Consider the following 23,711-nt stretch of genomic DNA (forward strand, 5'->3'; position numbering starts at 1 on the left):
TTATGAATGGAGTAAGAATATGTCAAAGAAATTAGTAATGGGAAATGAGGCAATTGCATTTGGTGTGATTCGTGCCGGAGTGGATGTCGTGACCGGTTATCCGGGAACACCATCTACGGAAGTACTGGAAACAATTGCCAAACACCGTCCGTCGAACGTGTATGTCGAATGGTCTGTAAATGAGAAAGTAGCCATGGAAGTAGCTGCAGGAGCATCTTATGCGGGGGCACGCTCATTGGTAACGATGAAGCAGGTAGGACTTAATGTGGCAAGTGATCCACTTATGAGTCTTGCCTATATTGGTGTAAAAGGAGGTATGGTCGTACTTGTTGCAGATGACCCTGGACCGATTTCTTCACAGACAGAACAAGATACACGCCATTTTGCACAATTTGCACATCTGCCTATTTTTGATCCTGAATCACCAGAAGATGCGTATTTTCTTATTGGTGAAGCTTTCAAATATTCGGAAAAATATCATACACCTGTAATTTTCCGACCAACTACTCAGATTTGTCATGCTTGTGCCGGTATTGAATTGAATGATGATATAGATAAACATAATATTGAAGGATTTATAAAGGATAAAAAGTGGGTAATTTTTCCACGCCTTTCTTATGAAAATCATATTCGTATCGTAAAGCAGGAACGTGCACTTGGTGATGTATTTTCAGAATTTGGTTATAATCGGATGAACAACGATAAAACTGCCAGATATGGAATTATTTCAGGCGGTGTATCCTCTGTTTATGTGAGGGAAGTACTTGAGGATACAGACGATCATGTACGCACTTTGTCTGTTGCAACGCCGAATCCGTTCCCAGAAAAACTTGCAGTGCGTTTTCTTGACGGTCTTACGGATGTGTTGGTCATTGAAGAATTAGATCCGGTACTAGAAGAAGCATTGCTGAAAATCTGTGGTAAATATCATTTAAATGTAAATATTCATGGACAGTATACGGATGAAACAAACATTGCCGGTGCCAATCATTATGAAAATGTGCTCACTGCTATTGATAAATTTATGGGACAAAAATTGACAGTAAAAAAATTGCAGATAGACAGTCCGCAGCTTCCTGTGCGTATGCCGGTGCTTTGTGCGGGATGTCCACATCGTGCCTCTTTCTATAGTGTAAAATTAGCCATGCAGAGAATAAAACAAAAAGCAGTTTTTACAGGAGATATCGGTTGTTATACATTGGGGAATGCAAAACCACTCAATATGGTGGATACTTGTCTGTGTATGGGGGCGGATATTACTATAGCACAAGGATTGCAACGTATAGATGATACAGTAAAGCATATTGCCTTCATTGGTGATTCAACGTTTTTCCATACAGGAATACCTGGGATAATCAATGCCGTATATAATGAGACAGATATTACAGTGATAATTTTGGATAATTCCACAACAGCTATGACAGGCCAGCAGCCACATCCGGGAACAGGATATACAATGATGGGGGATTCACATGAAAAAGTACATATAGATAAAGTGCTGGCAGGCTGCAATGTTGGACTTATTAAAAGGGTAAGTCCTGTATGTCTTGAGCAGGCAGTGGCGGCGGTGCAAGAGGCTGTGGCATATAAAGGTGTTTCTGCCGTGATTTTTGAAAAACCATGTATCGGACTCAGTAAGTCAGGACCAATACCTAAGGTCGATGCAGAAAAATGCATCGGATGCCAGTCTTGCATTAAAGAAATAGGGTGCCCGGCAATATTGCCTATGAAAAATAAAAAAATAACTATTGATACAAATCTTTGCTATGGCTGCGGGTTTTGCAGCCAAATATGTCCGGTAAAAGCCATTGGAGGTGCCGAAGAATGAAAATAGATTGTCTATTGGCCGGTGTTGGCGGACAAGGCACAGTACTTGCTTCACGTATTATTGCACAGACTGCTATAGATTTGGGATATGAAGCACACACTTCAGAAGTTATAGGTATGGCGCAGCGCGGTGGATCTGTCACAAGTCAGGTACGATTGGGTGGAAATATTGTCGGACCTATGATACCAATGGGGCATGCTGATTTGCTGATTGGTTTTGAACCTGCTGAGGCGGCACGAAATTTCGCGTATTTAAAAAATGGCGGAACTGTGATAGTAAATACAAATCCGCTTGAACCGGTTACTTCATTGATAAATCACGACTATAACCTGAATGAGATACTGGCATGGCTCCAAAAGCAGGCTGGACGATGTATTTGTATTGATGGGAAAGCGTTTTGTATCAAGGCAGGTTCCGGTAAGGTACTGAATGCGCTTATGCTTGGTATACTTGCTAGAGAAGAAATATTACCATTTACAAGGGAGCAGATTTTAGCAACGATTTTAGTATATGTGCCGAAAAAATATAGAATGCTTAATGAAAAAGCTTTTAATATCGGGTATGCCTATAAAGATATAGATAGGGAAATGTTATGAAAATATCAGAAAACCAATTTGAGAAATTTAAAAAAACATTGCAGCATGCAGCAAAAGACAGTCCTTTTTATAATAATTTTTATAAAGATAAGGGCGTAGAACCGGAAGACATTAAGACACCAGAAGATATCGTTAAATTACCGACGACAGATAAGTATGATTTGCGCTGTGCGTATCCATTAGACATACGAGCTGTGCCTGATGAAGATGTAGTGCGTATACATTCTTCTTCAGGTACAACAGGGCAGCCGGTCATAATTCCATATACTGAAAATGATGTAAAAACATGGGGAATGATGATGGCCCGCTGTATGGCTGTAGCCGGTGTAAGCAATAAGGACCGTGTTCAGATAACACCCGGTTATGGTTTATGGACGGCCGGTATCGGTTTTCAGCGTGGTACAGAAATGTTAGGTGCTATGGCGATTCCTATGGGACCGGGCAATACAGAAAAGCAGATCAAATTCCTTATAGATTTGCAATCTACTGTACTTTGTGCAACATCTTCTTATGCATTGCTTTTGGCCGAGGAAATAACACGCCGCAGCCTCAAAGACAAAATTAAACTTAGATGCGGTATCGTAGGTTCGGAACGTTGGGGCAATAAAATGCGCAATCGTATTATGAAAGAGCTTGGTATTGATATTTACGATATATATGGGCTCACAGAAATTTATGGACCGGGTATCTCGGTCAGCTGCAGGGAACATAATGGGTTGCACTATTGGAATGATCAGCTTTATTTTGAAATTTTGGATCCAGAAACGGGGAAAAATCTTCCGGACGGTGAATTGGGAGAATTGACGATTACAACGCTTACTAAGGAAGCCGCACCACTTATCCGTTATCGTACACATGATCTGACCCGCTTACTGCCGGAAAAATGTCCATGCGGACTGCGATATCCGCGGCATGACATCATTTTAGGCCGCACAGATGATATGATTAAGATCAAAGCTGTTAATATATATCCAGGTCAGATAGAAGATGTTCTTAAGGTTATTCCAGAAATCAGCAGTGAATATCAGATTATACTGGATCGTGGCGATAATTATAAAGATTTTTTATTGCTGCGTATTGAAATTACGCATGGTGTAGAAAAGGAAATTGCGGAGGAAATTGTAAAACAGCGTTTTAAAACATGTATAGGAATTGCTGCACAAGTGGAAGCAGTACCTATTGGCACACTGCCGCGCAGTGAGAAGAAAACGCTTCGCGTAATTGATAAAAGATACTGTTGAGGGTAATGATTGCAGTAACATAAATGTTATGAAGATAAGTATCAGGTACCGTCTAATATTATGTCGTCATACCAGCGGCAGTTATTATTGTTGACGAAATCCCTTGAATGAATAGGAAAAATGTTTTTGGTAAAGAAATATAAAAGCATGAAAAAAATATTTTTAAAAATTAATTGCAAAGTATCAGAATGAGTCCGCCGAGAACCGGCATCAGAACCATGAATACTTTTAACAGGGATGGTGGAACCAAGCGTGTGAACTTAGCACCGATAAAGGAACCAATCATCAATCCCAGCAGTGTCTGAATAAATAAATATAAATCGAGATGCCCGGCAATTAAGTAACCGAGGCCGCCAAAGGCTGATATCGGAATGATTACCAGCATTGTTGTACCGACCGACTGATATAAAGACAGCCCAAATATTAACAATAAGCTAAGCTGGATAAAAGCTGCGGCACCAATACCGAAGGCTCCAGATAAAACTCCATTGAATATGCCGGTTATGATGGCCAGCAGCCAGAAGTGCCAGCCGGTTAAAAAAGTTGTGCGCAGATGAAAAATATTGATGTATTGGGCGTGGAACAACCGCAAGTATAATAATAATGCCGATAGCAGCATCATTACTGCTGTCGCTGTTTTTAGATCGGCTGAAGGCATATAATTGGAAATATTGGCTCCTATGAAAGCACCGATTGCACCGCCGATACCGACGGTGCATCCTGTTTTCAGGTTGACATTGCCCTCGCGAAGATGACTTACGGCTCCGGAAAATGTAGTAAACATCATTGTTGAGAGAGCTATTCCCAAAGCTGCGTGAATTTGTACGCCGAATCCGACAGTGAGCAGAGTAATAGTGACACCGGCTCCACCTGCACCGACGAACCCAATCGTCATTCCTAAAAGCAGCATCGCAATAAATAACATAAATAAATCCCTTCATATAATATTCATATAATATATGTAATGTTTTGTACTGAATTAATACCATTTTGTAAATAAATTTTAACTGTTTAGCAATATATTATAATATTTTTGCTACATCGACCCAGCGGACGGCATTAGAATACTTGGACAATTCATCAATGGTGAGTTCAATTGCGCTGTTGGCACTGCCGCAGGCAGGAAAAACAGTAGAAAACCGTTTAAGTGATTCGTCAAGGTAGATTTTTACATCGGGATTGACGGCAAATGGACATACACCACCGACTGGATGGCCTGTCATTGTTTCTACTTCATCAAATTTCAACATGATGGCTTTTTTGCCGAAAGCTTGTTTGTATTTGTGATTGTCAATTTTAGCATCACCAGCCATGACGATTAATATAGCAGCGTCATTTAATTTTAACGAGAGGGTTTTGGCGATGCGGGCTTCTTCACAGCCTAATGCTTGAGCCGCTTCAGGTACGGTTGCACTTGACACGGGAAATTCTTTGATATCATTTTCTTTATCATATTGGGAAAAATAGTTTTTTACCTTATCAATAGACATTATACTGCCTCCTAAAATTAAATATGTTAACTATTATAGTGCGAAAATGTTTAAGTGTAAAGGTTGGGCAGAGTAGTGCAGCTGTGCTATAATAAATGACGGTATTAATGGATTTGTTTTAAAGGAGAATAATATGGCTGACGAAAGAATCATTGCAGCGCTTGATGTGCGTACATTGGATGAAGTTAAGGCGCTGGTCGGGCAATTAGGGGACAGTATAATTTTTTATAAAGTCGGTATGGAACTTTTTTATGCTGTTGGTCCGCAGGTAATAACTTACCTGAAGAGTAAAAATAAGCGGATTTTTCTTGATTTGAAATTGCATGATATTCCCAACACTGTTGCTGAAGGATTGATTTCTTTAATGAAATTTGGAGTCGATATTTTTAATGTTCATGCCTCTGGAGGATTTACAATGCTGAGTCAGGCGGCGCAGCGGATAAAAGAAGCTGCCCATGCTGCGGGAGTCAGGCCGCCAAAACTGATAGCTATAACTGTTCTGACGAGTATGAACGAGACCGACTGGCGTAGTCTCGGCATGACGATGCCAATTGCCGAACAGGTTGTCAATCTGGCAAAATTATCGCAGCGGGCAGGACTGGATGGCGTTGTAGCTTCACCGCGGGAAGCGGCGATGATACGAAAAGCTTGTGGCAGGGATTTTATGATTGTCACACCAGGAGTCAGGCCGCGGGGAACGGCAAATAATGATCAAAGCCGTGTCGCTGCTCCGGCTGAAGCTTTAAGAAATGGAGCCAACCAGCTGGTAATCGGCAGACCTATTTATGCTGCACCAAATCCCAAGGCAGCGGTTGATAGTATTTTGGCAGAAATAGCTGCTGTTTAACAGGTTATTGGTATAATAATTTAGGATTGAGAGGGAAAAATGATTATATTAGCATCAAAATCGCCGCGGCGGCGGGAATTATTAAAACAGATAGGCTGTAGATTTATTTGTGAATCTTCTGATACAGATGAAGTGAAAACCGGTGCACCAGAAGAATTGGTAATGGTAAATGCAAGAATGAAAGCTGCAAATATTGCGGCAAAACATAAAGACACATGGATAATCGGGGCAGATACGATCGTTGCATTGGATAATAGAATTTACGGCAAACCGGCAGATACTGAAGAAGCTGCTGCCATGCTTGGGAAAATAGCGGGCAGAACGCATGAGGTTTATACTGGGATTGCTTTAGTATATAATGATGAATGCTGGCAGGATATGGCGGTTACTCAAGTGGAAATGACGGCCATGACAAACAATGAAATACATAAATATGTGTTGACCGGCGAACCGTTGGATAAGGCAGGAGCTTATGCTATTCAAGGTAAATGTGCTGTTTTCATTAAAGGCATAAATGGTTCGTATTCTAATGTAGTTGGGCTGCCTTTGCAGAAATTGTATGAATTGAGTGCTAAGGCTGGGTTATTATTAAGTGAAGGTTGATTAATAGCAGATAACAAAAAATGCATATCTATGGACAGGTGTTGCAAGACTTAATAGAGAAGCCGGTAAAAGCCGGCACGGTCCCGCCACTGTAAGGGGAGTTGGCACAAATACCACTGGTTTTACCGGGAAGGAGTGTCGTAGCTATGAACCTGAGTCAGGAGAACTGCCTGTTTAAAAATCACCATTATTACCCGCGAGCGATGGGGAGGGGATTGTCTTGCTTATTAAGGGATAATAGCCAATTCTTTCGGGAATTGGTTTGTTTTTTATTGCCTTTTAGGTTTTTTCATTGAATACATAGCTTTTGTTTTATCAGCAGTCATTGTAACGAATCAGCCAACCCGCTGTCCGTCCTTAAAAAAGCGGGCAGTCAAGTATAAAATAGCGGCAGACTGCATAATAAAATCTAATGGAATAATAAAGTACCATGGAAGGAATCATTATGAAAAAATATTATATAATAAGTATGATTTACATATTTGTCATACTTATTTTCAGTATCGGCACAGCAGCTGCCGACAGTAACATCAATTCGCAGGAAACCATTTTACAGCACCAGCAGCAAAGACTCGCCGAGCAAAATGCCCAGGAGCAAAATCAGCGCAGAACTCAGGAAAAATTTATCTCGAACGGTAAAAGTGCACAACACTTGGAAAAGATAAAACTGCTAAAGAAAACGTTAGCTTTTTGATAAAAACTTTTACAGTAAATGGTCCATATGCACAAACCAAATTCAAATGGATTAAAAAATACCTCGAACAATATGCAAACGAAAAAATAGGAACAGCTGGGATAGACCTGCTCCTCAATAGCATAAATGAAGAAATAATTGCCCGCGGTTATGTCACGACAAAAGCATATGTCACGGCACAAGACCTCACATCGGGTGTGCTGACGATAAATATTCAAGCTGGAACCATTGATAATATCTATTTTACCGGCAAAACATGGGGAACATGGAAAAATGCTTTTCCGATGCGTCATGGAGACCTTCTCAATGTTCACGATCTTGACCAGGGATTGGAACAAATGCAGCGCGTTTCCTCGCAAAACGTAGCCGTTAACATTCTGCCGGCCCAAAAACCTGGACAAAGTGATATCGAGATTACCGTAAAGAGAACCAAACCATGGAAAGCAGTGTTTTCTGCTGATGACTCAGGACTCAGCAGTACCGGAAAACTGCAGCTGTCCACAGGATTGGAAATGGATAATTTGTTTTCTGTCAATGATATACTCAACATTTCCTTTAATGAAGATGGTGAGAAAGATGGTCAAAATAAGGGGACGAGAGCAAACAGCATCTATTATGCTGTACCACTGGGCAGGCAGACACTGTCCTTCAGTGCTTATACCTATGATTATCATCAAAAAGTGAGAACTGCCATTAATCCTTTTATGTCTTCAGGTGCAATTACCGCCTATGATCTGGGCATCACTCGTCTCTTGGACAGGGACCAGAAGCAAAAAACAAATCTGGAGCTGCATCTTTTGCGCAATAGACGACACAGCTATATAAACAATACGGAAATCGGTGTCCAGAGGCAAAACACCACAGCAGTACAAATCGGTGTAACTTATAAAAAATATATAGGTAAGAGTGTCCTGGATGCAGCATTGTTTTATCAAAGAGGTGTCGGCTGGCTGGGAGCGCAGCCGGGAGCCAGTGATAATATTTCCGGTGGATCGACTACAAAATACAATATGTATCTGTTCAACCTGAACTGGAATGCACCACTGAAAATCGGCCGCACAATGTGGCAGTACAATCTTGAAGCCAAGGCGCAATATACAAAGAATCTGCTTTACGGATCAGACTTTTTCGGCATCGGCGGAAGATATAGTGTGCGTGGGTTCGATGGAGAACAGACGTTATCAGCAGAAAATGGGCTGGTGCTCAGGAATGAATTGCGGCTGCCGATATATAAAGATCAACAGCTATATGCGGCACTCGATTACGGCAAAGTTTCAGGACCATCGGCGGCTTATCTGCTGGGCAGGGAACTAGTGGGAACGGCACTGGGGATAAGAGGCACAGTAAAAAACGTTCAATATGACATATTTATCGGCTGGCCGCTTAGTAAACCAAAAGGATTTGACACACCGGCCAGGACAGGTGGTTTTTCAGTTTCAGTACATTTTTAAAGGAGTAAAAAATGAAAAAAACAAGGATGAAAATAAGAAAAAGCATAGCTGCCCTGCTTCTGGCGGCAATGACACTGCAAAGTCCCCTGGCCGCGGCAGCTGCTATAGCCGATGCTTCGGCAGATATTGCACATCAACCGATGGTAAATCCCGGTACGGTCCCGGTCATCGACATTGCTACGGCAAATGACAAAGGAATATCACATAATCTGTACAGTGATTTCAGTGTGGATAAAAATGGCATTATTTTGAACAATTCCCTGCAACCGATCAATACGGTACTTGCCGGACAAATAGCAGGCAACGCCAGGCTTAAAGCTCCGGCGACTATAATTATCAACGAAGTGACTGGAACAAATCGCACCAACCTGAACGGACTCATTGAAGTGGCAGGGACGCGGGCCGATGTCATTATCGCCAATCCCAACGGCATCAGCGGCAGCGGCTTTGGTTTTATCAATACCGGCGGCAGTGCTTACGACGGGACGTCCACAGCTGGATAAGGATGGCAGTCTGTCGGGCATTCAGGTCACAGGCGGTGACATTGCTGTCGACGGTGACGGACTAAAAAGTGAAAACGCACCGGATAAACTTGATATACTGACCGGTGCGGCCAAAATAAATGCGCAGCTGTGGGCAAAAAACGATCTGAACGTCGTGACCGGCAGCAATCTTATAGACTATAACACATTGCAGACGAGAACGCTGCCTGGTGCAGCAGACTCCGGTGTATCACTGGATATCAGTGCCGTCGGCGGAATGTATGCCGGACGCATAATGCTGCAAGGGACAAGTAAAGGTCTTGGTGTCAATGTAGACGGCCAGCTGTACTCAAAAGGTGACCTGTCCATATCAAGCAGCGGCATGCTGTCTGTGCAGGGCGATGTGGCAGCTGCCGGCAAAGTAAGTACCACTGCCGCAGATGATGTGACCAACGCCGGGCAGATAAGCGCCGGAGGCGATGTTACTGTCACATCCGGCGGCATGACAAAAAACACCGGCTATATTGCTGCCGGACAGGCACAAGATGATGATGACGAGACCGACAGCCCGGCGGCACTTCCGGCCGACATATCAGTAAAGGCCGGGGCCAATATCAACTCGGACGGTATCCTTAAAGCATCCCGGAATATAACCCTGGCGGGAAAAAAGATAAAATATAACATACAAAACACGGATGCAGCACAAGTAACAGTAAATGAAACCGATCCGGATCCCGTACAACCGCCGGAAAAACCGGTACCGCAAGCTCCGGTGCAGACCGAAGCACCAGAAAAGAAGATTGTCAACGACATCACCCCTGGAGCATCGGGAACAGCAGATATTCCTGATTATGCCAATGTTACCACGACAAAAAAACAAGATAAGCAGGATGTTTTACCGCTGGTGGCTGACCAGGACGCTCCGGAACAGTATAAACCTATAGCAGACAAAGCTGCCGATGGAATAGACCTTATACAGATAGCAACAGCCGACGGCAGCGGAGTATTAAGAAATCTTTATACCGATTTCAATGTCGGATCGCGCGGCTTGATCTTCAATAACGCGATCGGTTATACTGCCACTCGGCTGGGTGGATATATCGACCGCAACTTTCGACTCGGAACTGTTGCGGCCCGGACAATACTAAATGAAGTGACAGGTACTCGACCGACCCGATTAAACGGTTATATGGAAATAGCCGGACAAAAAGCCGATCTGGTCATTGCCAATCCTAACGGTATCGCCATAAATGGCGGCGGTTATATCAATACGGCCAGCGCTGTACTGGCGGCAGCACCTGTGCAAAACCGTGCCGGACACGTAGACTTCGCAGCACCTTCGGCTGATATTCTTATCCAAGGTGAAGGGCTTGATGCCGATACTACGAATAAACTTATCATACAGACAAAAAACTTTACCAATGATGCCTCAGAATTATGGTCAAACAGTCTGGAACTGACTGCCGGTGGAATTTTGTACAATAGCGGTAAACTGGCCGCCGATCAAGACATGCAGCTGCATGCCGACAACCTGACCAACGAAAAATCAGCCGTCATAACCGGTGGTGGCACCTTGTCAATAACTGCTGCCGAAAGTATAAAAAACAACTCGGCTGTCATTCATGGCGGTGCCGATAGCACAATGACCGCACAAACTATTGATAATACCGATAAAGCGGCTATATACAGCGATGAAAATCTCCTTTTGACTGCCGGAAAAAGTCTGGTAAATGATGATTCGGTAGTAAAGGCCGGTAAAGATGCAGACCTTCAGGCCGCCTCACTGACCGGCACCGGTGCCGAGATAACAGCTGGCGGCAGATTGACAGCATCAGCCGGAGTCATCAACAACACTAATACCAATCTGGCAGCAAAAGAATCCGTGTCCCTCACGGCTCTTGGCAGTATCAAAAATCAAAATACAGCCATATACGCTGATAAAGACCTGACAATAAAAGCTGCGGCACTGCTGAATAAAACATCGTTGCTGGCCGCCGGCGGACAGACAGGACTTAGTACCGGCATACTGGAAAATACCGACAGCTCGGTGATCTACGGCAGCAGCGACATGAACATAGCTGCATCCGATTATCTTTTAAACAGCTCATCAGATATCGAAAGCGGACAAAACCTGTGTATAACAGCCGGCAGACTTACCAATGAAAAAACAGCATTCGATACTGACTGGACGATTACCCATCAGGATATCTCTTACGGCATTGCCCATTGGAATGGCAACTATTACAGCGCCTCACGCCGCTTTGACCGGGAAATAAAAACCGGCACAATAGAAAAAGAAACACCGACTGCCCATATAACGGCGGATAAAAATGTGGCTGTCACAGTAAATAAACTTGTCAACCATTACAGCGAAATAACGGCAGGCACCGATCTTGCCATCAATGCTGCTGATTCTCTGGAAAACCTCGGTTATCAGGGCACCATTATCGCAACTGACACAGGAAATGACTACCAGAACTGGAAATACAAAAAGAAAGGCCGCTGGTGGAAGCACAGCCACTGGGTTTATGGAACTACTGTCGTTCCTTACTATGACCAGAATATAACCGATGAAACCACCCAGCGTGCCGGAATACTGAGTGGCGGTGCCAGGGTAAATATAACTGCGCCGCAAATAAAAAATATAACCTATGACGCCGGTAAAAATGAGATAACGCAAAGACCGGCCGCTGCCACTGCCAGTGCTGACCGCACCCTTATTGATGCACGCCTGATCCAGTATGCCGGAACCGACAGTCACAGATTCTGTATCAATAAAGATCCCTCAGCCAAATACCTCATTGAAACCAATCCCCGGTTTGCCGACTATCACAGCTTTTTATCGAGCGATTACCTATTGCAAAGAATCAAAAATGACCCCGAAAAGGTAATGAAAAGACTCGGCGATGGCTACTATGAACAAAAACTTGTTACAGATCAGATAACCGGACTTACCGGACGCAGATATCTGGACAACTACAGCTCGGCTCTCGACCAATATAAGGCTCTCATGGATAACGGTGCCGCCTTCGCCCAAAAATATGACCTTACCACCGGGGTAGCTCTCAGCAAGGAACAAATGGCAGAACTGACCTGTGACATCGTCTGGCTGGTAAAAGAAAACATCAACGGACAAGATGTGCTGGTGCCGAAGGTATACCTCTCCTCACTGAAAAACGGTGACCTCAGACAAAGCGGTGCCCTCATAACCGGTACAGATGTGACACTGATAAGTCCCAAAGACCTTCAAAATATCGGCACGATCAAGGCTGACAAAGATCTCACCATAAAAAGCGGCAGCCTTGAAAATAAAAATGCCGTGGTCGTCGGTGGCGATATAGCTATCAAAGCCGATGGTGATGTTGAAAACAGCGGTGCCGTAATAAATGGACAGAATGTATCCATAGCGGCACAAAACATAATAAATAACACCCGTACAGTAACTACTCAGTACAGACAGCTCAGCCAGACTTTGCTCGGCAGTACTGCCTCGATAAACGCTGCCAAAGACCTGACCCTTTCCGCTGCGGCATCCATAGAGGATAAAGGCGGCACGCTTGCAGCCGGACAAGGGCTGGTACTCACTGCCCAAAAGGATATCAACATAGAAAATATATCCCAAAAGCAGCATGTAGCAGTGGCTTACGGCTCATCAAGTGCCGAACTCAGCAGCGTTGAAAACTTTGGCAGCAATATAGCTGCCGGCGGAGATATCAGCATAACAGGCACCAAAGTGACGCTAAAAGCATCCTCGCTTGATGCCGGCGGCAAAGCTGCTGTGACTGCCGAAAAGGATATCGATATAACCGATGCCAAAGATGACAATGAATCCGACATAGCCGTAGGCAGCAGAGGGGGAAGCTACTTTGCCCGCCAAAAGCACGACGATGAAACCGTTGTCGGTGCAGCTGTCAGTGCGGCAGGTGACATTGCAATAAAGTCGGGCGGCAGTGTGGATATCAAAGGCTCGGCTATTACCAGCGATAAAGGTGCTGTGAGCCTTGCCGCACAGGGAAATATCAATCTGGTAAATGATACCGGGCACCATGAAAGCATTTATGAACTGCACAAAAAAGATAAAGGCTTTCTAGCATCGAAAACGACAGATATATATGATTACAAATCATCGGATGATGTAGTAAAAAGCAGTATTGAAGGTAAGGATATAGCCGGTCTGGCCGACAAAGACATCAATATAACAGGTTCCAGTGCTGTTGCCGATAATGATGTCAGCTTAAAGGCAGGCGGAGATATCAATATTATCTCTGCTGAAGAACAAAGCGGCAGTACCTACTACCGATCCGTCAAAAAATCCGGTCTGCTCTCAGGCGGCGGGCTGGGCTTTACCATCGGTAAAGAAAGTGCCAAGGACAAACTGCAAAACACTGACACCGAGCAGATAGCAGCCACTGTGGGCAGTATCGGCGGCAGTGTTGATATAGCGGCTGGCAGTAAGGCAGCCGTAAAAGGCAGTGACATCATGGCCGGTAAAGACATCAATATAACAGCCGGACAGGTGGATATACAAAACACCGATAACGTATATACCAGTAAAGAAGACCACGAATACAAAAAAAGCGGACTGACCGTATCTATTGGCGGACAGGCAGTAAAAACTGCAGACGATATCACCGCACCGGTGCAGCGCATCGGACAGGTAGAAGATGACCGCCTGAAAGCCCTGTATGCTAAAAAGGCCTATGACCAGATCAAAGATGCCAAGGATACAATAAGGGACATAAACAAAAAAGGCATAAAGTCAGCCATCAGCATTGACGTAAGCCTTGGTAGTTCCAAGAGCGAAAGCCACAGCACCAGTACGGACATAGAAGCCAAGGGCAGTAGTATCAGCGCGGCCAAAGACGTCAGCATAACGGCCAATAAGACTGATATCAATATAAAAGGCAGCACCGTAGCAGGAAACAACATTACCCTGGATGCGAAACGGGATATCAATCTGACAGCAGCCCAAAACAGCAATAAGACAGACAGCACAGCAAGCTCTGCTTCGAGCAGTATAGGAGCCTCTATCGGACTTGCCGGCGGCGTCAGCTACAATGCCCGGCTGGAAAAAAACAGCTCGGCAACACGGGAAAATACCACTGCCTACACCAATACCGAAGTGACGGCAGGAGATACCCTGAAAACGAACTCGGGTGAGGATACCACCATCACCGGCGCCAAAGCCAGCGGTGGCAAAGTAGAGATGAATGTCGGCCGTGACCTTGCTATAAAATCACTGCAGGATGCGGATGACTACAATGAGCACAACAGCTCCTCAGGTATAGCTATAGCAACGGGCGGTACTAATGCCTCGGCAGACAAAGGCAGGATAGACTCCGATTACCAAAGCACTGCAGACCAGTCCGGTATCTATGCCGGAAAAGACGGCTTCGATATTACTGTTGGCAAGAATACCGACCTTAAGGGTGCGGTCATCGACAGCGATGCGGCGCCGGACAAAAACAAGCTGAGCACCGATACCCTGACCTATTCGGACATAGATAATAAAGCAAGCTATGACTCGAAGAACACCGGAGTGAACTATAACACTGGAAAAGATGTCAAACCAAAAGACAAAGGATTGACCCCGGATATAGGAGTAGAAGCAAAGGGCAATGCCGCTGGCACGACCAAGTCGGCCATAGCACCGGGAACTATAGATATAAGAGGCAACCCCGGACAGGACATATCCGGCCTCAGCCGTGATACAAAAGACGCTTTAAACAAGCTGGGCAAAATCTTTGACAAAGATAAAATTCTGGAAAAACAAGAACTGGCAAAACTCTTTGGTGAAGAAATATTTAAGACAATAGGCGACCTTGGATTAAAAGACGGCAGTCCGGAAAAGACAGCACTTGATGCTTTTGCCGGCGGTATAATGAGTAAGCTCGGTGGCAGCAGTTTTGTCGCAGGAGCGGCAGGAGCCGGCATCAACGAAGTGATTATCAAAGAACTGGGGGAAATAAGAGACCCGGCTGTTATGCAATGGGCAAGCGCAGCTGTAGGAGCCGCAGCTGCGAAGGTAACTGGTGGCAGTGCAGCGGCGGGAGCGGGTGCAGCAGCCAGTGAAACAAAAAATAACTGGCTCAGCCATGAACAGGTTCAGGCATTTGAAGACAGGGCAAGTCAAATTCAAAGTGAATATTTAGCTGGGGAGATAACTGAATCAGAAGAAAAAAAGCTAATGATAGAATTAGGCAGGACATATCGTATAATAGACATCATTCAAAGTGATAATAGCTATTATAATGAATTTAAAGACGATAACGGTCAGGCTTGGGAAACCGGAGTTTATATGGCAGATCCTTTCCGTTTTATAGGCATTTTGAAAGGAAACCCATCTTATAACGAAAACCTATTTAACGACACAGAAAACTATGCCATAAATAGTTATTTTGCAAATCATCCGGTGACATTGTATGATTTGGGAGTAATAACTCCGCAGGGAAATAGTATAATAAAAACCTTGTCTATGATTCAAAAGCCAGCATGGCTGATAATGTTCACAAGGCACTGGATATAGCAGGTTTTATCCCGGGTATAGGATCATTTTCTGAAGGCGCCAATTCATTATTATATGCTTTTCAAGGAGAAAAAGGCGAAGCGGCACTGGCAGCATTATCGGCAATACCGGGCATCAAGGCAGTAAAAGTTTTAAAAGACGGCATACAATATCTTAAAATAATACCCGAATCAGGGGAAGCTGGTAAGGCATTAAAAGAATTATATGATGTTGAAAAAACAGCTGATGTCGCTAAGAGGTCGGGTAATGCTGGACTTATCATTGGTCGTTTTACAGTTCAAGAGACATCAAAGTTAGCAGCTACTAATGCAGAACGTGCAGCTGCTCAAGAAGCAGCGCAAGCAGCAAAAAGCACTGGTTGGGTTGATAATGCTGGTAATATTAATTGGCCTAAGAATGATGGTTTTGTAGGTACCCCCAAAGATGTAACTTTACAACCAGGAGCAAGAATTGATAGGTATGGAACTGAGAGTGGTTATTTTGTTTCACCTGAGGGAACACCCTATTCACAACGTGCTTTGGCTCCAGAATCTGAATCTAAGGCATATACAGTGTATGAAATCGTTAAACCAATTGATGCATTAGGTGGTGAGATTGCCCCTTGGTTTGACCAAGTAGGTGGAGGAATTCAATTTAGATTTAGTAGTACTATTGAGGAACTTAGAGCAGGAGGATATATTAGGGAGGTGGCTACAAAATGAATAAAATACAATTACAGAAAAGACTAATTTCTGAAAATATTAGACAAGATATGTACTCACTTAAGGGTGGATTTCCAAATGAAGCATACTGCCTTGCTGAAGTTAATGGAAAGTGGGAAGTATATTATAGTGAACGTGGAAATAAAAATGGACTAAAAATATTTGAAGATGAAAAAGAAGCTTGCCAATATTTTTATGATTGGATGATAAGAGTTCTAAAAAACATGAAATTGATATAACGTATCAAAGAGAGCGGTCAGTGGGCGTAAAAAATCCGCTGACCGCTCTCTTTCTCTTAGATATCGTCTGCTTATCAAACAAAATTGGATAATATTTACCTATAACCATAACCCTGACCTCGCAGCAGGGAAGCAGCCTAATAAAGAATTTTGTTTATGACGCTAACGCATCAATGACAGAGAATGTTCATAAATTACTAAGTACAGGTGGATTTATCCTGCTCGTACCTGTAAGCGAAGGAGCCAATGCCATTATCTACTTTGCGGAAGGTGATAATGAATCAGCATTGATGTCCGCCTTTGCGACAATCCCTGGAATGAAAGTCGTGGCGGTTGCCAAGGGAGCTATCAAGCTTGTTCCTGAAACAGAAGCTGTAGCTAAATTTGTACAGGCTTATACGAAAGAAGTAAAAGCAGGGGAGAACGCAGCTGATGTCGCTAAGGGGTCGGGTAAAGTTTTAAATCTATCGGATGAACTGGCGAAAAGTGGTGTGAAGTACAATCACGATGGGCACTTTATGACTGTGGTTTCCGTACTTTTTGTGACCAGTTTACTGTTATCTATGACACGGAGGTAGATTATGATACTTTAAGTAAAATTGAAAATAGATTATTTTATGAGTTATCTACTATTACTTCAAGATTTTCACCCTATGAGGAAGATTTGAAAATACCGAATATATATTATGGCGAGCAGGAAGTAAGATCTAAAGTTGATGAAGTAATGAATAAGTTATGTTGCAGCTAACACTACTGATGATGGACATTTAATAGCAAGTATCTTCAAAGAATCTGGGGATATTGATAATTTAGTACCAATGAATTCTACTCTGAACAGGAGCAAATATAAATCTTTGGAAAATACTTGGAAGAAAGCTTTGGCGGATGGGAAAGAAGTTAAAGTTAAAATTGAGCCAATTTATGAGGGCAATTCTTCTCGACCATCTCAATTTGGAGTTAACTATTTTATCAATGGTGAAAAATTTAGTGCAGAATTAACTAATTACAAGGAGTGATTTTATGGAAACTAAAAGAATGGAACAATTGTACCAAAAGATCGTTAATATTATAAATAGTATGGTCCCTGAAAAATGGGAAAAATTATATTTATAAAAATAAGGGAGATGAAATATTGCGGTACTGGTATAAGCTGCACCGATGGATAAGTCTGATTTGCATGATATTTTTTCTGCTGCTTTGTGTGACAGGGCTGCCATTATTATTTAAGACGGAAATATATGAGTATAATCTTTTACATAAACCAATGGAACATCGCACTTTGGAATATCAGTCAATATGGAATGATGCAGCAGATGGATTTCGACTAGTAAAGGATAAGTATCCTGATAAGACGATAAAAGCTGTTTCAGCTATGCCGGATAAAGGCCGGTTATTGTATCGTATTCAAGATAAAAATAGTACTAAAGTTGTTGATGCACGGCTTAGTATGGGTGGAGAACAAATCAGTTATTATCCCGATACTAAATCACTGCAAAACTGGCATGGCGAGTCGGTACGGTATTCGTTTATAAGTAAATTCATGCATATAATGCACAGACTTCATATGTATATGGGACTGGGCAAGGGCGGCATGATATTTTTGGGAATGATGTGTGTGATGAGCCTATTCTCGGTTATATCGGGAGTAATTATTTATGCACCATTTACGAAAAAAATAAAATTTGGCCGGATAGATGACGACAATGCTACGGTAAAGTGGTTCGGCTGGCATAAATTTTTGGGAATAGTAACTGGTGTGTGGGCAGGAGTGCTTTGTTTCAGTGGTGTCATGATAGTAGTTTTTTCGCTGGGATATGGGACATATATAAGTGATACACGAGCTGAAGCATTACAGAATTTACCAAAAACGGTGCAGGGACAAAATGTAGAATTTACCGCAGCTGTGAATTATGTGCAGCAACAGTTCCCCCAAAAATATATTTTATCGGTGGATACTCCGGATCGGCTGGCAAATCATTCACGCTACGTTTTTTATTTAACACAGGCTAAGAAGATGCCTGCTGATTTTATGGGACAGATGGTTTTTGTTGGGACCGATGAACAAGGAAGACTGCAATATTTTACGAGACCGCTGCCAATATATTTATCTGTTGCTGCCGCAGCATTGGATCTTCATATTCACAATCATGATAATTTTTATTTGAAAATAATTTGGGCAATTTTAGATATCGCAACTATTATAGTGATTATATCGGGAATTATCGGTTGGTGGAAACGCAGACGAAAAATATCAAAGAAAAACAATAAAAGCAGAAGAACAGATATGACAAAATATATTGTTTGGAAAATGCCGATAGCATTGTTTGTTTTGAGTGCAATGGGAATGGTGCTGCCATTATATGGGTCTGAATACGATATGCCTGGTATAATTGCATGGTTGGCTGCAGGATTACTTTGTTTGTATCAATGGTATAAGCAAAATAATCTTTAAAACTTTTAATGGTCAGTGATAACATCTGCTTATAGCATGACAAAAATAGGGCAGAATGATATAATGGCATAAATGAAGTATGGGAGAGATATGCTAATGACTGAACAGGAAGTAAAAAATTTACTTTTGAAAACCAATGCCATAATGGAAGGGCATTTTTTGTTGACATCGGGGCTGCATAGTCCTACATATGTAGAAAAGTTCAATGTATTGCAGCATCCTGAATATACGGAAGCCTTATGTCGGGAGATTGCGGCGCAATTTGCTGATAAAAATATACAAACGGTAGTGGGGCCGATGACAGGCGGGATTTTATTAGCGCATGAAGTTGGCAAAGCTTTGGGAACACGAGCTATTTTTACAGAACGCGTCGATGGCAGGATGGCTTTTCGCCGAGGATTTTCATTACAAAAGGGTGAACGTGTACTTGTTGTTGAAGATATAGTTACTACCGGTGGTTCAGTTAAAGAAGTTATAGATGTTGTTAAAAGTGAAGGCGCAGTACCGGTCGGTGTGGGTCTGCTGGTGGATAGAAGTGGTGGTAAAGCTGATTTTGGTGATGTTCCTCATAAAGCGTTGCTCAACCTTGAAGTGAAAACATATAAACCGGAAGATTGTCCGCTTTGTAAGAATAATGTGCCGATGACTAAGCGCGGCCGCACCGGTAAATAATGTTAGAACGGTGATAATGTGAAAGAAGCAATAAAAGAAAAAATCGCGGCGCAGGTGGAGACATGGGAGTATTTGAAAAAGCTGCCTAAGACAGCACATGGGTTTGTTTTTGAATTATTAATGCGGGAAAATGGTGACATGCTTGATATATACAGCTATGAAAATAAAGCGGCACATCGCAGCATAACAGCATATTATCATGAAGAAACAAGGGAATATAAACTGCGTATGCGGATTGGGCTGACTGAATTTTGTGTAATTGAGTATATTTATGCGGAATTGGCTGATTTTCAAAAAATGCTGGAAGAGCGCTGTGATAATTTGCTGGCTGATATGGCGGTATTTAATCCGGACCATATAACTTCAATTGTACATGATAAGAAAATCATGCAGTGGAACTACAGGGAAAAACTACCGGAAAGTTTTGCTGGGTTTCACCTTTTTATTACACCTGATAAACCGGTACGGGTGATTAACGGTTCATATATCATTTTTGATTATAGTGATTTTGTCAATCAAAGTAATTTTATAATTTATTATAATGTTTTTCGTGATGAATTTTTTGGGGAAAGTCGAGTGTTTAATATTCCGGAAGTTAGTTATGATTTTGATTCACATGAACTGTCGGAGCTGATGAATAAGTTGGAAATCCGGCTGTTGCCGCATTTACAAAAAATGCGGACTCGTATAGATGCGAAATAATAAAACAGGGCCGATGCATATTATGCATCGGCCCTGTCAGGCTAAAGACGAAAGCACCTGCATTTATCCACAGCAGGTGCTTTCATCATATTTATCCACAAAATTTAATCTTAAAATGAATTTTTTCATTAAAAATGTCAAAGAAGAGGAAACTGCTGGTGGTAGTTTCCTCTTCTTTTTCTTCCACATTGCCAGCTTCTTTAAATTCATGCATGCGAAAGTGAGCGTTACCTGTAGTTTAATTTTTTCTAGGCCGCTCATTCTTGTATAACGCATTGCATGTTTTTCTTTTGCATCAGCAAAAACGCGCTCTATTGTTTGGCTTCTTAATTTATAAATATCCCTGTATTTAGGAACATACCGGTATTCTTCTGCAAGCTCCATATATTTTGACCATACATGCGAGGTTATGACTTTTACACAATTTTTACTATTAGTACACTGACTTAAAAGTGAACAGTTTTTACATGTTTTAGCATCACTTTTGTATTCACGGTAGCCTTCTTTATTGGTGGTTGAGTACTTTAAAACTTGGTTTGCTGGACAAATCATACAGTCATAATATTCATCATATACATACTCGTACTTACGAAAAAATCCCTGCTTAGTCATTGGTCGTTTATAAGGAACTGATGGTATTTTTCCATTTTTTATAATCTCTCTCATAATAGCAGGGGTTTTATAGCCGGCATCTAGCGCAACTACTTCATTTGTGTCATTGTATTTATCTAGTTTTTTATATACGCCATGAAACATTTGACTGTCATGGATATTGCCGGCTCCAACAACAAAATCCAATATGAAATTATTTTTATCACAAGCTGTATTAGCTACATAGGCAAAGCAACGTTCATGTTCTCCTTTTACAAATAATCCACTTTCTGGATCTGTCTTACTTTTGCAGATGCTTTTCCCTGATGGTGGCTTAGGCCCTTTTTTTGTAGGTTTTTTACCATGCTTTTTTCGATCAGCATCTATTTCTTTTTCCAATTCTTGCTGGTAATTTTTTATTGTTTGATCAACTTTTACACGTTCTTTTTTATTACGGTTAGCATTGGCCTTTATGTGAGTTCCATCTATAAAAATTGCACTGGTATCTACGAAACCTGCTTTTTGTGCTTCATCTAAAATCCTATAAAACACTCGTTCAAATATATCTGTACCTTCAAATCTTCGTTTGTAATTTTTACCAAACGTTGTAAAATGGGGGACTGACTCCATTAATCCGTAGCCTATAAACCAGCGGTATGCAACATTAACATCTATTTCTCTTATTGTTTGACGCATGCTTCTTATTCCAAACAAATATTGAATAAATACTATTTTAAATAAGGATACAGGATCTACTCCTAAATTGCCTTTTTGTGAAGTTGAGTACATTCCTTCCACTTCATCATAAATAAAACTAAAATCTATTGCTTCATCTATAGCACGAAGTATGTGATCTTTGGGAACTAAATCGTCCAGTGCTACAAATTGTATTTGTTTTTGTGATTGTCTATTTTTCTTTTCATACATAAAAAATTCCTCCCCAATATAATTTTACCATATTGGGGAGGAATTTGGGGTTATTGTCTACACTCTGACAGGGCCGATGCATATTATGCATCGGCCCTGTTTTACATTAGACAGACTATTCAACAGCTTTTAATGCTTTTAGAAGTTTTTGGGCCATTCCCGTAATTTTTTTTAGTGGTACGGAGCATACAGCGATACGTACACCGGCTTTAAGTGGTACGGCAAATATAAGATCTTCATGCAGCTTATTGCACACCGCGGCAGAATCCTTGGCAGGGATAGATAAAAAGAAACCAGCCTTATAAGGAAGAGCATTGAGCTGACAGTCGCGCGCTTCCTGCATAAATTTGCTGCCACGGCGGCGAATCATTTGATAAAGTGCATCCCGTTCAAATTCAAACTGCTGCTGTAAGGTTTTATCCTTATTAATGGCAACAAGCAGAGCCATGGCACCGTGATTGACATTTGACCAGGTGGCACGGCTGGTGTATTTATTTATAGCAGCAAATTCTGTTATTACCTCTTGGGAAGAAGAAAGACCAATCATCGCACCGCAGCGTTGGCCGTATACGGTGTAACCTTTTGACATGCTGAAAGTGAAAATTGTCAGGATGTTGTCAGGCAGATTAGTGAATTGCTCCATAAATTTGCGAGTTTCATCTTTTTCTCCGGCATAATCAATATAGGCAATATCAACCATAATGGTAAGTTTTTTCCCCGGTGTTTTGGCATGTTTCCTGCATATATCAAGTACGTTAGACCAATCGGAGTCGCTGAGACTGTAGCCGGTAGGATTATGTGCAGGAGTATTTATGATAATTAAAAGTGAATCCTGCTTAGCCATGAGTTCATCGACTTTAACGGCGAATGCAGCAGTATTGAAATTCTGTTTGTCGTCAAATAGAGGATAGGTTACAAGTTTTCGGCCTGATTCACGGCATAGCATGTTATATGTACCCCAAAACCAATCGGAAGTCAGAACACTGTCACCCATTTCGGTATAATTCCAGATGGTATGATGAATACCGCCTGTACCACCGGCAGTTGCTACGGCAGCAGTATATCCGTCGGGACGGTGATTACCAAACGTGAGTTCAGTTGCCATGTCGAGATATTCCGGTATACCAGAAATCGGTGCATAAGAAATCAAGTCATTTGTTGGCAAAGTCCTCAGCACTTTTTCTACAATAGGAATGCAGGCTAATTTCCCGGTATCATCCATAATGGCACCAATTGTCGCATTGGTAACTTTTTCACTGCCATGTTTGTTTACAGCTTCTTTGCAGGCAGCGCTTGCACCAAAAATAACGTCTTTTGCTATCTTTCCCACTGAATGGGAAGCAGCCATACTTACCAAAATAAATACCCCCTAATGGTCAATGTAAATTAATATGACTTTATAAACTTCTCTATATAGTAATAATTTCCTGCTGCTGTATGGACTGTATTCATGTATACTTGGAATAATATTGCCATATAAAATTATTTTAGTGGTTGATTTATATGCAGATAAAAAAGGGAATATCGATGTGGAATTTATACTTAATAATGATGTAATATCCTATAATAAAAGGATAAAAGTATAACGTGACACAAGCGGATGATTTTCACTTTATAACTAGAATATGATATAATTAGTAAATTAAACCGGATTGAATTGTTAAGTAAA

General features: G+C 42.0%; 20 protein-coding genes, 1 pseudogene and 1 riboswitch. Of the genes and pseudogenes, 17 read left to right on the top strand and 4 right to left on the bottom strand.

Annotation, left to right across the window (positions count from 1 at the left end; genetic code table 11):
• Positions 1 to 19 precede the first annotated feature (19 nt).
• From iorA to F8M42_RS01295, 3 genes are read left to right on the top strand one after another with little or no spacing between them, the layout of a single operon-like run.
• A complete protein-coding gene (gene iorA / locus F8M42_RS01285; protein WP_182187619.1) occupies positions 20 to 1,828 on the top strand; it encodes an indolepyruvate ferredoxin oxidoreductase subunit alpha in 1,809 nt (602 codons plus the stop codon).
• Complete coding sequence (locus F8M42_RS01290; protein ID WP_182187620.1) at positions 1,825 to 2,424, top strand: indolepyruvate oxidoreductase subunit beta; 600 nt, start codon at positions 1,825 to 1,827, stop codon at positions 2,422 to 2,424. Before iorA ends, F8M42_RS01290 begins: the two co-directional genes overlap by 4 nt.
• Positions 2,421 to 3,665 carry a phenylacetate--CoA ligase family protein gene (locus F8M42_RS01295; RefSeq protein WP_182187621.1) on the top strand — a complete coding sequence of 415 codons (1,245 nt, stop codon included), beginning with the start codon at positions 2,421 to 2,423 and terminating at the stop codon, positions 3,663 to 3,665. Before F8M42_RS01290 ends, F8M42_RS01295 begins: the two co-directional genes overlap by 4 nt.
• 169 nt (positions 3,666 to 3,834) lie before the next feature.
• Here F8M42_RS01295 and F8M42_RS01300 read toward each other — a convergent pair whose 3' ends face one another.
• Positions 3,835 to 4,590 carry a sulfite exporter TauE/SafE family protein gene (locus F8M42_RS01300; RefSeq protein WP_182187622.1) on the bottom strand — a complete coding sequence of 252 codons (756 nt, stop codon included), beginning with the start codon at positions 4,588 to 4,590 and terminating at the stop codon, positions 3,835 to 3,837.
• A gap of 97 nt (positions 4,591 to 4,687) precedes the next feature.
• Positions 4,688 to 5,155 carry a YbaK/EbsC family protein gene (locus F8M42_RS01305; protein WP_182187623.1) on the bottom strand — a complete coding sequence of 156 codons (468 nt, stop codon included), beginning with the start codon at positions 5,153 to 5,155 and terminating at the stop codon, positions 4,688 to 4,690.
• 133 nt (positions 5,156 to 5,288) lie between these two features.
• Between F8M42_RS01305 and pyrF the strand changes: the two genes are divergently transcribed.
• The 14 genes and pseudogenes from pyrF (at position 5,289) to F8M42_RS01380 (ending at position 20,524) form a co-directional block, all read left to right on the top strand.
• Positions 5,289 to 6,002: an orotidine-5'-phosphate decarboxylase gene (gene pyrF, locus F8M42_RS01310; RefSeq protein ID WP_182187624.1), complete on the top strand. Its 714-nt coding sequence runs from the start codon at positions 5,289 to 5,291 to the stop codon at positions 6,000 to 6,002.
• 39 nt (positions 6,003 to 6,041) lie between these two features.
• Complete coding sequence (locus tag F8M42_RS01315) at positions 6,042 to 6,605, top strand: Maf family protein (RefSeq protein WP_182187625.1); 564 nt, start codon at positions 6,042 to 6,044, stop codon at positions 6,603 to 6,605.
• Positions 6,606 to 6,624: 19 nt separating this feature from the next.
• Positions 6,625 to 6,793: riboswitch (cobalamin riboswitch) on the top strand.
• A gap of 257 nt (positions 6,794 to 7,050) precedes the next feature.
• Entirely contained in the window at positions 7,051 to 7,299 is a 249-nt protein-coding gene (locus F8M42_RS01320) for a hypothetical protein (protein WP_182187626.1), read from the top strand.
• Positions 7,296 to 8,750, top strand: coding sequence for a ShlB/FhaC/HecB family hemolysin secretion/activation protein (locus tag F8M42_RS01325; RefSeq protein WP_182187627.1), 1,455 nt, complete (start codon positions 7,296 to 7,298; stop codon positions 8,748 to 8,750). The genes F8M42_RS01320 and F8M42_RS01325 overlap by 4 nt, the downstream gene beginning before the upstream one ends.
• Positions 8,751 to 8,890: 140 nt before the next feature.
• Positions 8,891 to 10,787, top strand: a pseudogene (locus tag F8M42_RS13800) (two-partner secretion domain-containing protein); the annotation flags it as partial.
• A gap of 87 nt (positions 10,788 to 10,874) precedes the next feature.
• A complete protein-coding gene (locus F8M42_RS01335; protein ID WP_407672862.1) occupies positions 10,875 to 15,758 on the top strand; it encodes a hemagglutinin repeat-containing protein in 4,884 nt (1,627 codons plus the stop codon).
• Positions 15,725 to 16,459 (top strand): glycohydrolase toxin TNT-related protein, encoded by a 735-nt coding sequence (locus F8M42_RS01340; RefSeq protein WP_182187630.1) that lies wholly within the window; start codon positions 15,725 to 15,727, stop codon positions 16,457 to 16,459. The genes F8M42_RS01335 and F8M42_RS01340 overlap by 34 nt, the downstream gene beginning before the upstream one ends.
• Positions 16,456 to 16,698: a hypothetical protein gene (locus F8M42_RS01345; protein WP_182187631.1), complete on the top strand. Its 243-nt coding sequence runs from the start codon at positions 16,456 to 16,458 to the stop codon at positions 16,696 to 16,698. The genes F8M42_RS01340 and F8M42_RS01345 overlap by 4 nt, the downstream gene beginning before the upstream one ends.
• Positions 16,699 to 16,871: 173 nt before the next feature.
• Positions 16,872 to 17,276 (top strand): hypothetical protein, encoded by a 405-nt coding sequence (locus F8M42_RS01350; protein WP_182187632.1) that lies wholly within the window; start codon positions 16,872 to 16,874, stop codon positions 17,274 to 17,276.
• 222 nt (positions 17,277 to 17,498) lie between these two features.
• Entirely contained in the window at positions 17,499 to 17,714 is a 216-nt protein-coding gene (locus F8M42_RS01360) for a DNA/RNA non-specific endonuclease (protein ID WP_229711513.1), read from the top strand.
• Between the two features lie 4 nt (positions 17,715 to 17,718).
• Positions 17,719 to 17,811, top strand: coding sequence for an immunity protein YezG family protein (locus tag F8M42_RS01365; protein WP_182187633.1), 93 nt, complete (start codon positions 17,719 to 17,721; stop codon positions 17,809 to 17,811).
• Between the two features lie 19 nt (positions 17,812 to 17,830).
• Positions 17,831 to 19,150, top strand: coding sequence for a PepSY-associated TM helix domain-containing protein (locus F8M42_RS01370; protein ID WP_182187634.1), 1,320 nt, complete (start codon positions 17,831 to 17,833; stop codon positions 19,148 to 19,150).
• A gap of 96 nt (positions 19,151 to 19,246) precedes the next feature.
• On the top strand, positions 19,247 to 19,822 hold the full coding sequence (gene pyrE / locus F8M42_RS01375) for an orotate phosphoribosyltransferase (RefSeq protein ID WP_182187635.1): 576 nt from the start codon (positions 19,247 to 19,249) through the stop codon (positions 19,820 to 19,822).
• An 18-nt stretch (positions 19,823 to 19,840) separates the two neighbouring features.
• Positions 19,841 to 20,524: a hypothetical protein gene (locus F8M42_RS01380; RefSeq protein WP_182187636.1), complete on the top strand. Its 684-nt coding sequence runs from the start codon at positions 19,841 to 19,843 to the stop codon at positions 20,522 to 20,524.
• Between the two features lie 63 nt (positions 20,525 to 20,587).
• On the opposite strand, the gene F8M42_RS01385 is transcribed toward F8M42_RS01380, so the two are convergent.
• Positions 20,588 to 22,042 carry an IS1182 family transposase gene (locus F8M42_RS01385; protein ID WP_182187276.1) on the bottom strand — a complete coding sequence of 485 codons (1,455 nt, stop codon included), beginning with the start codon at positions 22,040 to 22,042 and terminating at the stop codon, positions 20,588 to 20,590.
• Between the two features lie 115 nt (positions 22,043 to 22,157).
• The gene (locus tag F8M42_RS01390; RefSeq protein ID WP_182188582.1) at positions 22,158 to 23,402 is read right to left on the bottom strand and encodes a pyridoxal phosphate-dependent aminotransferase; all 1,245 of its coding nucleotides are present in this window, start codon (positions 23,400 to 23,402) and stop codon (positions 22,158 to 22,160) included.
• Positions 23,403 to 23,711: the final 309 nt, after the last annotated feature.

The sequence above is a fragment of the Pectinatus frisingensis genome (assembly GCF_014076555.1).
In the GTDB taxonomy this organism is placed as follows: Bacteria; Bacillota; Negativicutes; order Selenomonadales; family Selenomonadaceae; genus Pectinatus; species Pectinatus frisingensis.

Coding starts and splice junctions, on each gene's coding strand:
- iorA (WP_182187619.1), top strand. CDS start 20: ATGTCAAAGAAATTAGTAATGGGAAATGAGGCAATTGCATTTGGTGTG.
- F8M42_RS01290 (WP_182187620.1), top strand. CDS start 1,825: ATGAAAATAGATTGTCTATTGGCCGGTGTTGGCGGACAAGGCACAGTA.
- F8M42_RS01295 (WP_182187621.1), top strand. CDS start 2,421: ATGAAAATATCAGAAAACCAATTTGAGAAATTTAAAAAAACATTGCAG.
- F8M42_RS01300 (WP_182187622.1), bottom strand. CDS start 4,590: ATGTTATTTATTGCGATGCTGCTTTTAGGAATGACGATTGGGTTCGTC.
- F8M42_RS01305 (WP_182187623.1), bottom strand. CDS start 5,155: ATGTCTATTGATAAGGTAAAAAACTATTTTTCCCAATATGATAAAGAA.
- pyrF (WP_182187624.1), top strand. CDS start 5,289: ATGGCTGACGAAAGAATCATTGCAGCGCTTGATGTGCGTACATTGGAT.
- F8M42_RS01315 (WP_182187625.1), top strand. CDS start 6,042: ATGATTATATTAGCATCAAAATCGCCGCGGCGGCGGGAATTATTAAAA.
- F8M42_RS01320 (WP_182187626.1), top strand. CDS start 7,051: ATGAAAAAATATTATATAATAAGTATGATTTACATATTTGTCATACTT.
- F8M42_RS01335 (WP_407672862.1), top strand. CDS start 10,875: ATGACCGCACAAACTATTGATAATACCGATAAAGCGGCTATATACAGC.
- F8M42_RS01340 (WP_182187630.1), top strand. CDS start 15,725: ATGGCTGATAATGTTCACAAGGCACTGGATATAGCAGGTTTTATCCCG.
- F8M42_RS01345 (WP_182187631.1), top strand. CDS start 16,456: ATGAATAAAATACAATTACAGAAAAGACTAATTTCTGAAAATATTAGA.
- F8M42_RS01350 (WP_182187632.1), top strand. CDS start 16,872: ATGACAGAGAATGTTCATAAATTACTAAGTACAGGTGGATTTATCCTG.
- F8M42_RS01365 (WP_182187633.1), top strand. CDS start 17,719: ATGGAAACTAAAAGAATGGAACAATTGTACCAAAAGATCGTTAATATT.
- pyrE (WP_182187635.1), top strand. CDS start 19,247: ATGACTGAACAGGAAGTAAAAAATTTACTTTTGAAAACCAATGCCATA.
- F8M42_RS01385 (WP_182187276.1), bottom strand. CDS start 22,042: ATGTATGAAAAGAAAAATAGACAATCACAAAAACAAATACAATTTGTA.